Genomic DNA, 12,866 nt, shown 5'->3' on the forward strand with positions numbered 1-12,866 from the left:
CCTTCACGGCTTACTGCGGCAACAGTGCCCCGCACGCGACCGGAAGGCATAAGTCAAATCACTGGGACTCGGCGAGTACTCGATGGACGGCCCGGACGGCGGACGATCCCTCGCCGACGGCGGCGGCCACCCGTTTGAGCGAGCCGTGCCGTACGTCGCCGGCCGCGAACACGCCGGGCACGCTGGTCCGGAACTGTTCGTCGGTGATGACGAAGCCGTCCTTGTCCAGCTCGGGGCCGTCGAGCCAGCCGGTCGCGGCGACGGCGCCGATGAAGCTGAACAGGCCCCGGCACTGCAGCGGCTGGTCCCGGCCGGTCAGGGTCAGCGCTTCGAGGTGATCGCCGCCGTGCAACGAGGTGATCTCGGTGCCGGTGAGTACCGTGATCCGCGGGTCGGCGAGGATGCGGTCGACGAGGTAGGAGGACATCTTCGACGACAGGTCGCCGCCCCGGACGACCAGCGTCACGTGACTGGCGTAGCGAGCCAGGTGCAGCGACGCCTGCCCGGCCGAGTTGGCGCCGCCGAGCACCACGACCGGCTCACCGGCCACACCCTGGGCCTCCAGGTCGGTCGCCGCGTGGTAGATCCCGTTGCCGACGAAGTGCTCCCAGCGATCGATCGGGAGCGACCGGTACGCCGCCCCGCTGGCGATGATCACCGCTCGCGCCGGGATCTCCGTCCCGTCGCCGAGGGTGAGGACGTGCCGGCCGTCCTCCGAGCGCAGCCCGCTGACGCCGCACGGCGTCGCGATCTCGGCGCCGAACTTGAGGGCCTGCACCGCCGCCCGGGTGGTCAGGTCGAGGCCGCTGAGCCCGAACGGGAAGCCGAGGTAGTTCTCGATCCGCGCGCTGGTGGCAGCCTGTCCACCGGTGGCGACCGCGTCGAGCAGCAGGGTGCTGAGCCCTTCCGAGGCGCCGTAGACGGCCGCCGCCAGTCCGGCCGGTCCGGCCCCGACGACGGCGAGGTCGACGACGCCGCGGCCGATGCTGCGATAGGTGAGGCCGAGGTGCTCGCTGAGCACGCCCGGGTTGACCCGCCGCATCACGCCGCCCGGGGTGATCGCCACCGGGAGGTCGCCCGCGGTCAGCGATGCCTGGTCGAGCGCGTCACGGCCCTGGTCGGACCCGGCGTCCAGCCAGAGGTGTGGCAGGCCCTGCCGGGACAGGAAGACCCGCAGCGCGAGCCCGTCGCCGGAGCGGGGGTCGCCGACGATCGTGGTGGTCTGCTCGGCGCCGAGGCGCAGCAGCCGGCGGCGGGCCAGGAAGGCGCGCAGGAACAGGTCACCGAGGTCGGTCTGCTGGGCCATGAGCCGCCGGAACGCACCCTGGCTGATCTCCACGACGGTGCCCGACTCGACGACGGTGACGGCCTGGTTGCGGGTCTGGCCGGTGAGCAGGCTCAGCTCGCCGGCGAAGCCACCGGGCCCGTACGCGGACAGCCCGTCCCACAGGGAGGCGGTCTCGCAGAGGATCAGGTCGCAGTTCGCCTCACCGATCTCGGAGAGCCGGGTCCCGGCGGTGACGGCACGCCGGGTCCCGTACGCGGAAGCTCTTGTCAGTTGCTCGGCGTCCAGGCGAGCGGTCGCGGCGGTGGGGAGGTCCTCGATCTCGGGGAATGACGTACGGTTCACCCGCCCACGGTGGCAGCGTTCCGTGGCGTCCGTCACCACCTGGGCGTTTCCACCGTCACACGGGCAGCGGCGGTTGCCCGCGACGCCGCTAAGCTCGGTCCGTGCCGGCCCCGATGATCCCCTCTCTCGTCGGGCGTGACCCCGAGCTGGACCACTTCCGGGAGCTCATCGCCTCGGTGGAGACCGGCGGCACGGCCGTCGTCGTGGAGGGCGAGGCCGGCATCGGCAAGAGCACCCTCGTCGACGCGGTCGCCGCGATCGCCGCCGAGCAGGGCTTCCGCGAGTTGCGCTGCACCGGCGTGGCGAGCGAGACCACGTCCGGGTTCGCCGGACTGCACGAGCTGTTCCACCCGATCCTCGATCGGCTGCCGGCATTGCCGGCGCGGCAGCGGCAGGCCCTCGAAGTGGCGCTCGGCCAGGCCGACGGTCCGGCGCCGAGCAGGCTGATGACCGGTTTGGCCGCGTTGGGACTGATCGAGGAGTACGCCTCCGAGGAGCGCACTCTCCTCGTCGTCGAAGACGCCCAATGGCTCGACGCGTCCACCGCACAGACCCTCGCCTTCGTCGCGCGGCGGCTGTCGCAAGCACCGGTGCTGATGATCGTGACGGTCCGCGCCGCCTCCGACCTGTTCGGCGCGCTGCCGCAGCTGCCGCTCGGCGCGCTCCCCGGCGACGCCGCCGAGCTGCTGCTCCGGGCGCGCCAGCCGGATCTCGACGCGACCACCCGCAAGCTGATCCTCTCCGAGGCGGTCGGCAACCCGCTGGCGCTGACCGAGCTGCCGCGGGCGCTGAGCCGCCGGCAGCCGGCCGGGGAACGCTGGCTGCCGATGACCCGCCGGCTGGAGCAGGCCTTCCTCGACGGCGCGTCCGGCCTGCCCGAGCGCAGCCGGGAGATGCTGCTGCTGATCGCGGCGGCGCCGGAGTCGTCGCTGCGGCAGCTGATGACCGCCGCGACCGGCGCCGGTCTGACCCTCGACGACTTCGCCCCGATCGAACGGGCGCGGCTCGCCGCCGTGAGCGGTGACCGGATGGTGCTGCGGCATCCGCTGGTGCGCTCGGCGGTCTACAACGCGGCGTCGTTCGCCGAGCGGACCTGCGCGCATCGGCTGCTCGCCGACGCGGCCACCGACCCGGACCGGGCCGCCTGGCATGCGGCCGCCGCGACCCCGGACTACGACGACACGGTGGCGGCCGCCCTGGAGGAGACCGCCGGCCGGGCCCGGGACCGCAGCGCGCAGACCGAGGCGGTCGCCGCGCTGCGCCGGGCGGCCGCCCTGTCGTCGCAGGTCGCCGACCGTGCGCGCCGGTTGTCGTCGGCCGCGGAGATCGCCCGGCAGGCCGGAGAGATCGCGGACAGCGCGGAACTGGTCCGCGAGGCGTGGCCGCTGGCGGACGACCCGGGTGTGCTCGCTCATCTGGCGCTCACCGAGGTCGCGCTGGGCGCCAGCGCCGCCGTTCCGGGCCACCGCACCGAGGAACTGCTCGACCTGGTGGCCCGGCTGGCCGGTCCGGACGGCACGGAGAACCGCCAGGAACGCCTGCGGGTGCTGACCACGGCGGCGACCGCGCACGCCATCGACGGGCTGCCGGATCCGGTACGCCGGCGGCTGGAGCAGGCGATCGACGCGGCGGCCGGAACCGGCGGCGGGCTGCATCAGCTGGTGGGCCGGGTGCTGCTCCACCCGGCCGAGCACGCCGTGCGGGCCCGGCGGCAGATGCCGGACCTGATGCGGGCGCTGCGCGCTTACGTGTACGACGACACCGGCCGCCCCAGCCGATCCCAGATGATCATCGGGGTGGGGCTGATGGTCGAGGCGCTGCACGACTTCCCGGCGGCGCTGGACTGCTGGAACCTCGGCGTCGACCACTTCCACCGTGCCGGGGCGACCGGTGACGAGGCCTGGGCGCTGCGGGAGCGGGCGCTGATCCGGATCGCGCTCGGTCAGCTCGCGGAGGGTCTCGCCGACGCCGAGATGGCGTTGCGGCTCAGCGACGACCTGGGCCTGCGGGTGACGGCCGCCGACGCGGCGATCGCGGCGGCCCGGGCGTACGCGTGGCGCGGCGACAACGCCCGCGCGCTGGACGCGCTGCACCGCGGTGACGAGCTCGCCGCCGCCCTGGACATCACCTTCCTCAAATCCCGCTCGCACTGGTCGGCCGGGCTGATCGCGCTCAACGAGCACCGGCTGGAGCAGGCGTGGGAGTCGCTGCTGGTGGCGCAGGCCAGCGACACCACCGGGCTGTGGTCGCTGGCGGATCTGACCGAGGCGGCGGTGCGCACCGGCCGTGCCGAGCAGGTGGCGCCGCTGCTGGAGCGGGCGGCGCGGCAGGCCGAGGCGTTCGCCAGCCCGTATCTGGACAACCTCGTGCGCCGCGGCCTGGCGCAGATCTCCCCGGGGCGGGAGGCGGAGGCGCACTTCGAGGCGGCGCTGGCCACCGCCGGCGGTGACCCGGGCACACTGGAGCTGGCCCGTACCCGGCTGGCGTTCGGCGAATGGCTGCGCCGGCACCGCCGCATCGTCGACGCCCGCGAGCAGCTCAGCGCGGCCCTGCGGGTGTTCGAGGGCGCGGGGGCGCACCCGTGGGCCGAGCGCGCCGCCGCCGAGCTGCGCGCCGCCGGGGTGGCGCCCGCCGCGCCACGCCCGTCCGGGACCGTGTTCGCCCAGCTCACCCCCCAGGAGATGCGGATCATCGAGCTGGCCGCGGACGGGCTGACGAACAAGGAGATCGCCGACCAGCTCTACCTGTCGCATCGCACGATCGCGACGCACCTCTACAAGGTGTTCCCGAAGCTGGGGATCAGCAATCGGAATCAGCTGCGAGGCGTACTGCCCAGTTCTCCCGCTCGTACCGAGGCGTCAACCCGGCCCTGACCAGGTTGTCCAGCGACGGATTGCGCTGACCCGGATCCGGTTTCCAGGTCTCGGCGTAGAGGTGGCGGCATCCGGCCTCGGCGGCGGCGCGTGCCCGGGCCGCGATGAGCGCCGACTGTGCGCCGCGGCCCCGGTGTGACGGTTTCGTCGCGGCGGCGTTCAGCCCGGCGTGCTCGCCGTCGAGGTAGACGTTGCCACCGGCCACGATCTGCGGACCGTCCCAGGCGGCGAACGGACGCCAGTGCGGGCGACCGGCCGTCGAGGCGAGCATCGTGGTGAGGTCGCCGCGGGGCATGCCGAAGGTGTCGAGCACCACGTCCGCCCAGGTCACGGCATCGTCGCCGGTCACCGCGCGGACGTCCAGGCCGGTGTGGCCCGCGGCCACCCGGGACGGGTCGCCGGCCAGTTTGATCCAGGTGCCGGTGCGCTGCAGGCCGCGCGTCGCGAAGCCGGCCGGCAGCACCGACGGGACCAGCTGGACGATCGCCTGCCGGACCCGGTGCGTGCGATAGAAGTCGATCACCTCGTCCAGCACCGCCAGGGTGAACGGCTCGGTCACGCCGAATCCGAGCGCCTTGCTCCAGTAGGACGACGGGTCGCCCGGCATCGCCAGCGCCACTCCCCCGCCGATCCGCGCGGCCACGACACCCAGCCGTTGGCGCGCGGACTCCGGCATGCCGGTCTCGTAGTCGTGCATGAACGCGGCCTCGGTGAGCTCCGCCTGCCCGATCACTTCCGGAAGACCACCTTCCCGGTACGCCCGGAAGCACCGGCATGTTCGATCGCCCGGGCATGGTCGTCGAGGGTGTACTCGGCCGCGATCTCCGTCCGCAGCACACCGTCGGCGATCAGGGTGGTGACCTCGGCGTAGACCCGCTCGATCTCGGCGCGATCGGCCGTGGCGATCCAGTTGTTGAGCCAGAACCCGTGCACGGTCAGGTTCTTGAAGATCAGGTGCAGTGGGCTGATCACGAACGGCTGCCCGCTGAGCGCCGACACGTTCACCACGTGCGCTCCCGGCGCCAGCACGGCGGCCAGGTCGTTCACCACCGGGCCGCTGACGCCGTCGAGCAGCAGGTTCGGGCGCTCGCTGCCCAGCGCGTCGCGTACCCGGTCGAGAAGGGTGTCGTCGCTGACTACCGCGACGTCACCGCCCAGCGCGAGCACCCGCTCGGCCGCGTCGGCGCGCCGGACCACGTTGAGGGTGCGCAGACCGGCCCGCTTCGCCAGGGCGATCACGAACGCGCCGAGACCGGAGTTCGCCGCGGTCTGCACCACCCAGTCGCCGGGCTGACGCGGGCCGCCGAAGCCGAGCAGCAGGTAGGCGGTCGCCGCGTTGATGCCGGCGGTGGCCAGCTGCACCGGGTCGGCGGCCGGGTCGGCGCGCACCACGAACCGCTGCGGCACCACCACCTCGTCCTGCCAGGTCCCCGGCTGCGGGCTGGGCAGCACCAGCACGGTGTCGCCGGTCCGCACCGCGGTGACGTCGGCGCCGGCCTCGACGACCGTGCCGACCCCCTCACCGCCGAGCGGGGAGGGCAGCGGCGGGCGGACGGCGTACCGGCCGCTGAGCGTCATCAGGTCGGACGGGTTGATCGGCGCGGCTTCGATGGCGACCCGGACCTCGTCCGGGCCGAGCGGACCGGGTTCGACGTGGGTGAGCTGAAGGTTGCCGGGCGTCCCGAACTCGTGCAGTCGCAGCGATCTCATGTCAGCCGACGGTAGGCCTCCGCGGCCCCGGATTCCCGGCTTCTCACCCGGTGCTGTCCGCGCGGGCAGACCCGGGTTCCCCTGCGGAACAGGCAGTCACTCTACTGAGAGGCGGGGACCGATCGGTGGCCACGATTCCGGCATGACGAACGCTCCCATGCACTACACGCTCACGATTCTGGAACTGGGACGCGGACGCTACGACGCCGCGGCCGTTCACGCGCTGGTGGTGCGCCGGCACGGCCCGGCGTGGCTGCGCGACCAGGTCGTCCCGGACCTGATCGAGGCGGTCACCCGGGGAAGCCGCCGGGACGCGATCGCGCTGCTGCCGGTCGGCGCCGACCTGGCCCGCACTCACCTGGTGTTCGGCGAGTGGCTGCGCCGGCGGCAGCGGCGCCGGGACGCCCGTGAGCATCTCGGCCTGGCCTGCGCGGTGCTGGACGACCTGGGTTTCCACGCCTTCGCCGGGCGCGCGGCGGCCGAGTTGCGGGCCACCGCCGAGCGCCGCGACGCCGGCGGCTACGAGCGGCTCACCGCTCAGGAGACGGAGATCGCCCGGCTGGTGGCCGAGGGGCACGCCAACCGGGAGATCGCCGAACGGCTGTTCATCAGCCCGAACACCGTGCAGTACCACCTGGCGAAGGTGTTCCGGAAACTCGGTGTGCGGTCACGGACCCAGCTGGCCCGGGCGATCGACCCGGCCGCGGCCGCTTTTCAGGCGGCGTCGCGGGCCAGCCGGTGCACGGCGGCCGAGAGCTGCCGGGCGCGGATCGACTGGACGACGCCGAGCATCCCGTAGACGATGCTGAACAGGCCGAACACCTCGGCCAGCGACACCGCGCCGATGTCCGGGCGCAGGAACAGCACGACGGCGAGGGCGATCGAGACGAGGCCGCCGAGGATCCAGGCGGCCCGCTCGCCCGCTGTCGCGCCCTGCCGGAAGGTGAGTGCCACCTCGAGCACGCCGGTGGTCAGTGCCCAGGCGCCGATCCCGAGGGTGAGCGCCAGCGCGGTGATGCCGGGCCAGGCCAGCGCGACCACGCCGATCACGATGGCGAGCAGGCCGCGCCAGAGCAGGGAGGTGGAGACGGACATTTCACGGCTCCTCACGATAAGTGCTGATGTCTGACCCTAAAAATTCCGTCGTCCTCCTCGCATCACTGGATTCCGTAGTCCCGATCAGGAGGTTCTGATCAGGAAGTTCTGATCGGGAAGTTCTGGTGGAAGACGTTCTCCGGGTCCACCTTGCTCTTGATCTCGCGGAGCCGGGCCAGCGTCGCCGGTGGGAACGCCTCGGCCAGCCGCTCCGGGGTGAACGCCGACTCGAAGCTGAGGTACAGGCCGTCGAGGGCCGGCCGCACCTCGTCCCAGGCTCGGTCGAAGGCGTCGAACCGGCCGTCCGCCACCGCGGTGACGGAGAAGTTCTGGTGCCGGTGCGCGTAGGCGGTGGCGTCCGCCGCCACGTCGTTGATCGCGCCGCCCGCCGACCGGATCTGCAGCATCTGCCCGAAGCCGGAGCCGATCAGTGCGGCCAGGCGTGTGGTGACGTCGTGGTCGAGGTGGACGGCGAGGCCGCTGTGGGTGCGGGCCCGCTGCTGCCCGCGATGAGGCTCGCCGCCGGCGGCGACCACCCCGGCGTACGGCGTCAGCACCGCGCGCTGACCGTATCGCGGCGCCAGCCGCAGGAACGGATCCAGCGCGGACTGTGCGGCCGGCACGTCGTCGCCGGCGTACACGATCGTGGCCAGGGCGGCGCCGCCCCCGAGCAGGTAGAGGAACGCGGAGACGGCCCGGGGCGCGGCCTCGACGGCCTCGCCCCACGCTCGCAGGAACACCGCCGGATCCCGGACCTCGTACTGCACGGTCGCGTGCACCACGGCCGGCACCCGGGCCGCCCGGATCAGCAGCGACGTGGCGATCCCCAGGTTGGCGCCGGCGCCGCGCATCCCCCAGAACAGGTCGGGCTCGTGCTCGGCGTCGACGGTCCGGACGCGGCCGTCGGCGGTGACCACCTCGGCGGCCACCAGGTTGTCGATGGTCAGGCCGTGCGCGCGGCCGAGCAGCCCCAGCCCGCCGGTCGTGGCCAGGCCGCCGGCGCCGACGTCACCGGAGTCGCCGGAGCTGATCGCCAGGCCGTACGGGCTGAGCAGGCCGGCGACGTCACCCCAGCGGGCGCCCGGGCCGACCCGGACCAGGTCGCCGCCGTCCACGGGTGCCTCGACCGCGTTCAGGTGACCGAGATCGATCACGGTGCCGCCGCGGTTCGTGGCGATGCTGCTCATCCCGTGCCCGCCGCTGCGGATCGACAGCGGCCCGCCCAGCTCGGCGGCGCGGGCCAGGGACTCGGCCACCTGTTCCGCGGTGCGCGGGCGCAGCACCTGCGCCGGGGAGCCGGTGGCGGTGTAGACGTCGCGGACGTCCTGGTAGCGCGGGTCTCCGGGCCGGATCGTCTCGATCATGACCGGGGTCCTTGGGCCTTGTCGACCAGGTAGTGCAGGACCGTTCCGGAGAGCGGGCTGGTGCCGGCGACGAGTTCGGCGATGTGCACGCCGACGTCGGTGGCCGGGATCCAGCGCGGGTCGTCGATGCCGGCCAGCTGCCGTGGCCGGGTGCGGATGACCCCGAGGATGATCTGGTAGATCCTCGGGCCGTCGCCGCGCGACTCCTCGGCCATGGTGCGGGTCATCGACTTGGTCGCGGCCGCGGTGAGGGCGACACCGCCGGCGCCGGGGAACGGCAGGTCCGCGCTCAGGCCGTTGAGCTGGGCGATCATCGCGTCCGGGCCGAGCGCCGGCACCAGGGCGCGATAGGCACGGAAGATGGTCGTCTGGTTCTGCTCGATCAGCGCGTCCCATTCGGCGTCGGTCAGGTCGACCAGGCGTTTCCGGCCTTGGGCGCCCCAGTCGGCGACGCTGACGACGGCGCCGTCGAACGGCCCGTGCCGCAGCAGGGTCGCGCCGAGGTCGGGAGCGAGCAGATCGACGGTCTGGGTGATCAGGCGGTCGTGAGGCCGGCGATCTCGGAGCGGGCGAGCGGCGGACAGGCGGACCTTGAGCGAGTCGAGGCGGGCCTGGTCGCGGCCGGTGGCGACGACGGTGGCGCCGGCGTCGAGCAGCGCGGTCACGACGCCTTCGCCGACGCCGCCGGTGCCGCCGATGACCAGGACCTTCGTGCCGGTCAGGTCGGTGCCGGGCTGAGCCCACGCGGGGGTGGTCATCAGGGGTTCCTCTTTCTAGATGAGACTGCGGCGGGCGCCGATCTCGTCGGCGGTGAGGTTGCCGGCCGGGTCGTTCCAGTCGGTGAGGACGATGTCGCGGGCCGGTTCGGCGCGGCGCCGGTGGACGGCGACCGTGACGATCTCGGGTTCGTGGTGGGCGGCGGTGACGACGAGGTGGTGCAGGCCGGTCCGCACGTCGTCCACCTGGTAGGAGCCGTCCGCTCCGGTCGTGGTGCGGACCAGTTCGTTGCCGCCGTCGTCGAGGGTCAGCACGGTGGCGCCGGCGACCGGGATGCCGGCGGTGCTGCGAACGGTCCCGTGCAGGCGCTGGTGACCGGGTTCGATCACTTCTTGAGGCACCGCGACGACCACGGCCGGCCGCGCGGTCCAGGCCAGTAGCAGCGCCGCGCCCACGGCCCAGGCGACCAGCACGGTCAGCGGCTTCGCCAGTCCGTGCCCGCCGAAGAAGGCACTGGCCCGGGCCGCCTCGATGAACTGCCCGAACGGCAGCACCCGGTGCAGCCACCCCAGCGGTGCCGGCAGCATGTCGGCGTTGACCGTGGCGCCCGAGGTGGGGATGCCGAGGATCAGCACGAACGTCATGGCGACCGGCATGAAGAACTGCCTGACCAGCCGCGGCAGCGCGCTGGTGAGCCAGCCGATCGCCTGGGTGAGCAGGAACCCGTAGAGCAGCAGCCACCCGTCCGCCGGGATGACGTCGCGGGCCACGCCGGCGGTGAACGCGACGACGGTGGCGAACGCGCCGGTGGCCGCGATGGTGGCGACCTTCCTGCGGACCGGCCACATGCCGAACTGCAGCAGCACGATCGAGGTGATCAGGCCGACCAGCAGCATCGGCAGGCCGTAGAAGAACAGGCTGACGCCGCTGACGTCCCCGCTGGCGACCGGGACGAGGTCGACGGTGGTGGCCGGGTGTAGGACGGCGGTCAGGTAGTCGGCGCGGGTGCCGCTGGCCGCCGAGGCGACGTAGAGGGTGCTGGTCGCGGAGTCGTACACCGCCGCGAGGTCGCCGTCCGCCACCCCGCCGGTGCCGGTGACGGCCTCGGTGGCGAAGCCGGGCGGCAGGTGCGCGGGTGCCGTACCGATGACGCCGAGCCGCAGGTCGTGCGGTTCGGGGTGGGCGAACGCCGCCAGGTAGAGCACGGACATGGCGGCGGCGAAGAAGAACGGGAACCAGATCAGCGAGAGGACCCGGCCGCGGGTCGGCTGCGGGGCTTTCACGACAGGCTCTTGCCGAGCGCGACGCCGGCGAAGAAGGTGCGGCCTCCCATGGTCATGGCCGGCTGGAACTCGGTCATCAGCCGGGTGCGCACCGGCGAGTCGGCGAAGCGCGGCTCCAGCTGGTACTCGGCGGCCAGCGACCACCAGGTCACTGGGACGACACCGGCCATCGCCATCCGCTGCAGCGCGACGTCGTGGGCCTCCTTGCTGGTGCTGGCCGTGGCGTCGGCGACGACGTAGACCTCGTAGCCCTCGCGCAGGGCGCCGAGCGCGGTCTGCAGGACGCAGCCGTCGGTGGCGATCCCGCCGATGACCAGGCGGGTGTTGCCGGTGGCCCGGACCGCGGCGGCGAAGTCGGGGTCCAGGAACGAGTTGAAGGCGGTCTTGCGGACGAGCACCTCCTGGTCGCCGAGGGCGGCGAGGAGTTCGGGGTAGAGCGGGCCGGACGGCTTGGTGTCCTCGCCGTTGGTCACCACGAGCGGAGCGCCGTACAGCTTGGCGACCTTGGCGAGGCCGAACACGTTGTTGACGTGCTCACGCAGGTCGTGCGAGCGCAGCAGGTTGGCGAAGCCGACGGCGTAGTCGACGAGCACGACGGTGGAGTTGTCCGGCGAGAGCGGGGCGAGGTTCATGACGTCTCCTAGGAAGAGCGGCCTTACTGACCGCTTGGTCATTAACGTAGCTCGTAATGACCGGGCGTACAGTAGGAGCTGTGTCACAGACCGCCGAACCGAAGAAACGCACCCGCGACCCGGAGAAGAAGCGGGCCGCGATCCTGGCCGCCGCCCGCGAGGTGTTCGCCGAGACCGGCTACGAGAAGGCCACCGTGCGGGAGATCGCCCGCCGGGCCGGCGTCACCCACGGCCTCGTCGTGCTGCACTTCAGCAGCAAGGAGCAGCTGTTCCTGGCCGCCGTGCCGGGGCCGTCGATCCTCAGCGAGAGCGTGCCCGGCGACCGGGACGGGCTGCCCGCCCGGGTCGCCGGGGCCTACGTGAAACGCATGGAGTCGGCCGGTGGCGCCGACCCGTTCATCGCCGTGGTGCGCAGCGCCGCCGGCGAGCAGGAGGTGGCGAAGGGGCTGCTGCGGGCGCTGCGCGAGGAGAGCCTGGCCGCCTACCGCGAGGTGCTGACCGGCGACGACGTGGACGCCCGGGTCGACCTGATCGGCGCGCACCTGATCGGGATCACGGTGAGCCGGTACGTGCTCGCCGACGGGCCCCTCGCGGCCATGCCACCCGAGCAGCTCGTCGGGTGGCTGACCCGGACCCTACGAGTGATCATGCTGGAGTGAGCCGAGGTGGCTCCCCAGATTCAGTTCCAGGTCGGCGCCGTGCTGGGCGTAGAGCTCGCGCAGCCCGCCGAGCCGCTGGTGGAAGCCGGGCCAGGCCAGCGAGCCGAGGAATTCGCCGTACGCGGTGTGCAGGTCCTGCTCCGGCGGCAGGCTGGCCCGGTTGATCTGCGCCTTCGCGGTGGCCAGGGCGGTCTTGTCGAAGCCCGCCAGCCGCGTGGCGAACGCGTCGACCAGGTCGTCCAGTTCGGCGTCCGGGACGGCCCGGGTCACCCAGCCGTACCGCTCGGCGAGGTCGGCGGAGTAGTCCTGGCTGGACAGCACCGCCTCCAAGGCCCGGTCACGGCCGATCAGCCGCGGCAGCCGCTCGGTCGCGCCGCCGCCGGGCAGGATGCCGGTGCCGACCTCGATCTGGCCGACGACCGCCCGCTCCCGGCTGGCGTAGCGCAGATCGCAGGCGAGCAGCAGCTCATCGCCGCCACCCCGGGCCCGACCGCGGATCTTGGCGATCGAGATGACCGGCGAGGTGCTCAGCTTGACCACGGCGTCGGTCCAGAGCGGCGGGAAGTCCGTCACCTGCGCCAGGTCGAAATGGTTGAGCCAGAAGTGCTCGTCCGCGCTTTCGAACACCACCACTTTGAGGTCGGGATCGGCGTTGACCCTCTCCACGGTGGCGTGCAGGTCGCGGACGAAGTCGGGGGTGACCAGATTCGTCGGAGGATTGCCGATGATGATGCGCCAGCGGTGCGCGTCGACGGTTTCGACGGTGATGGTGGATGTGCTCATGCGACGCCACGATAGGGGCGCATTTCCCCTGGTGGCAGCGTTTGCGGAGAAAGGGCAGGGCACGCTGCCCGTTCGGGAACGGTGCGGCCCGGGAACGGGACCGGCGACCCGGTCGCGATG

12 protein-coding genes are annotated in these 12,866 nt (G+C 72.8%); 3 read left to right on the forward strand and 9 right to left on the reverse strand.

The genetic code is table 11. The features are described 5' to 3' along the window. Positions 1-58 precede the first annotated feature (58 nt). Entirely contained in the window at positions 59-1,630 is a 1,572-nt protein-coding gene (locus tag EP757_RS33005; RefSeq protein ID WP_127552318.1) for a cyclic nucleotide-binding domain-containing thioredoxin-disulfide reductase, read from the reverse strand. Positions 1,631-1,731: 101 nt separating this feature from the next. On the opposite strand from EP757_RS33005, the gene EP757_RS33010 reads away from it, so the two are divergent. After that, positions 1,732-4,503, forward strand: a complete 2,772-nt coding sequence (locus tag EP757_RS33010; RefSeq protein WP_127552319.1) for an AAA family ATPase — start codon at positions 1,732-1,734, stop codon at positions 4,501-4,503. Here the strand turns inward: EP757_RS33010 and EP757_RS33015 are convergent. Beyond that, positions 4,430-5,236 (reverse strand): GNAT family N-acetyltransferase, encoded by an 807-nt coding sequence (locus tag EP757_RS33015; protein ID WP_127552320.1) that lies wholly within the window; start codon positions 5,234-5,236, stop codon positions 4,430-4,432. The genes EP757_RS33010 and EP757_RS33015 overlap by 74 nt on opposite strands. Continuing rightward, positions 5,233-6,213, reverse strand: a complete 981-nt coding sequence (locus tag EP757_RS33020) for a zinc-dependent alcohol dehydrogenase family protein (protein WP_127552321.1) — start codon at positions 6,211-6,213, stop codon at positions 5,233-5,235. The genes EP757_RS33015 and EP757_RS33020 overlap by 4 nt, the downstream gene beginning before the upstream one ends. A gap of 142 nt (positions 6,214-6,355) precedes the next feature. On the opposite strand from EP757_RS33020, the gene EP757_RS33025 reads away from it, so the two are divergent. Then, complete coding sequence (locus EP757_RS33025) at positions 6,356-7,012, forward strand: helix-turn-helix transcriptional regulator (RefSeq protein ID WP_197725431.1); 657 nt, start codon at positions 6,356-6,358, stop codon at positions 7,010-7,012. Here EP757_RS33025 and EP757_RS33030 read toward each other — a convergent pair. The 5 genes from EP757_RS33030 to EP757_RS33050 all read right to left on the reverse strand — a co-directional run bounded on the left by EP757_RS33030 (position 6,928) and on the right by EP757_RS33050 (position 11,304). Next, complete coding sequence (locus tag EP757_RS33030) at positions 6,928-7,308, reverse strand: DUF308 domain-containing protein (RefSeq protein ID WP_127552323.1); 381 nt, start codon at positions 7,306-7,308, stop codon at positions 6,928-6,930. The two genes, EP757_RS33025 and EP757_RS33030, sit on opposite strands and share 85 nt — an antisense overlap. A 98-nt stretch (positions 7,309-7,406) precedes the next feature. Then, positions 7,407-8,672: an FAD-binding oxidoreductase gene (locus tag EP757_RS33035; RefSeq protein WP_127552324.1), complete on the reverse strand. Its 1,266-nt coding sequence runs from the start codon at positions 8,670-8,672 to the stop codon at positions 7,407-7,409. Next, positions 8,669-9,430 (reverse strand): SDR family oxidoreductase, encoded by a 762-nt coding sequence (locus EP757_RS33040; protein WP_127552325.1) that lies wholly within the window; start codon positions 9,428-9,430, stop codon positions 8,669-8,671. Before EP757_RS33040 ends, EP757_RS33035 begins: the two co-directional genes overlap by 4 nt. 15 nt (positions 9,431-9,445) lie before the next feature. Continuing rightward, a complete protein-coding gene (locus EP757_RS33045; protein ID WP_127552326.1) occupies positions 9,446-10,672 on the reverse strand; it encodes a carboxypeptidase regulatory-like domain-containing protein in 1,227 nt (408 codons plus the stop codon). Further along, positions 10,669-11,304 (reverse strand): isochorismatase family protein, encoded by a 636-nt coding sequence (locus EP757_RS33050; protein WP_160165951.1) that lies wholly within the window; start codon positions 11,302-11,304, stop codon positions 10,669-10,671. The genes EP757_RS33045 and EP757_RS33050 overlap by 4 nt, the downstream gene beginning before the upstream one ends. Before the next feature lie 80 nt (positions 11,305-11,384). On the opposite strand from EP757_RS33050, the gene EP757_RS33055 reads away from it, so the two are divergent. Further along, positions 11,385-11,963, forward strand: coding sequence for a TetR family transcriptional regulator (locus tag EP757_RS33055; RefSeq protein ID WP_197725432.1), 579 nt, complete (start codon positions 11,385-11,387; stop codon positions 11,961-11,963). On the opposite strand, the gene EP757_RS33060 is transcribed toward EP757_RS33055, so the two are convergent. Continuing rightward, positions 11,940-12,746: an enoyl-CoA hydratase/isomerase family protein gene (locus tag EP757_RS33060; protein ID WP_127552329.1), complete on the reverse strand. Its 807-nt coding sequence runs from the start codon at positions 12,744-12,746 to the stop codon at positions 11,940-11,942. The genes EP757_RS33055 and EP757_RS33060 overlap by 24 nt on opposite strands. Between the last annotated feature and the right edge of the window lie 120 nt (positions 12,747-12,866).

The organism is Actinoplanes sp. OR16 (assembly GCF_004001265.1).
Classification (GTDB): Bacteria; Actinomycetota; Actinomycetes; order Mycobacteriales; family Micromonosporaceae; genus Actinoplanes.

What these genes read in the sequence shown, in the direction of transcription:
- EP757_RS33020 (WP_127552321.1), bottom strand. Translation starts at nt 6,213, where the DNA reads ATGAGATCGCTGCGACTGCACGAGTTCGGGACGCCCGGCAACCTTCAG.
- EP757_RS33025 (WP_197725431.1), top strand. Translation starts at nt 6,356, where the DNA reads ATGACGAACGCTCCCATGCACTACACGCTCACGATTCTGGAACTGGGA.
- EP757_RS33030 (WP_127552323.1), bottom strand. Translation starts at nt 7,308, where the DNA reads ATGTCCGTCTCCACCTCCCTGCTCTGGCGCGGCCTGCTCGCCATCGTG.
- EP757_RS33035 (WP_127552324.1), bottom strand. Translation starts at nt 8,672, where the DNA reads ATGATCGAGACGATCCGGCCCGGAGACCCGCGCTACCAGGACGTCCGC.
- EP757_RS33040 (WP_127552325.1), bottom strand. Translation starts at nt 9,430, where the DNA reads ATGACCACCCCCGCGTGGGCTCAGCCCGGCACCGACCTGACCGGCACG.
- EP757_RS33050 (WP_160165951.1), bottom strand. Translation starts at nt 11,304, where the DNA reads ATGAACCTCGCCCCGCTCTCGCCGGACAACTCCACCGTCGTGCTCGTC.
- EP757_RS33060 (WP_127552329.1), bottom strand. Translation starts at nt 12,746, where the DNA reads ATGAGCACATCCACCATCACCGTCGAAACCGTCGACGCGCACCGCTGG.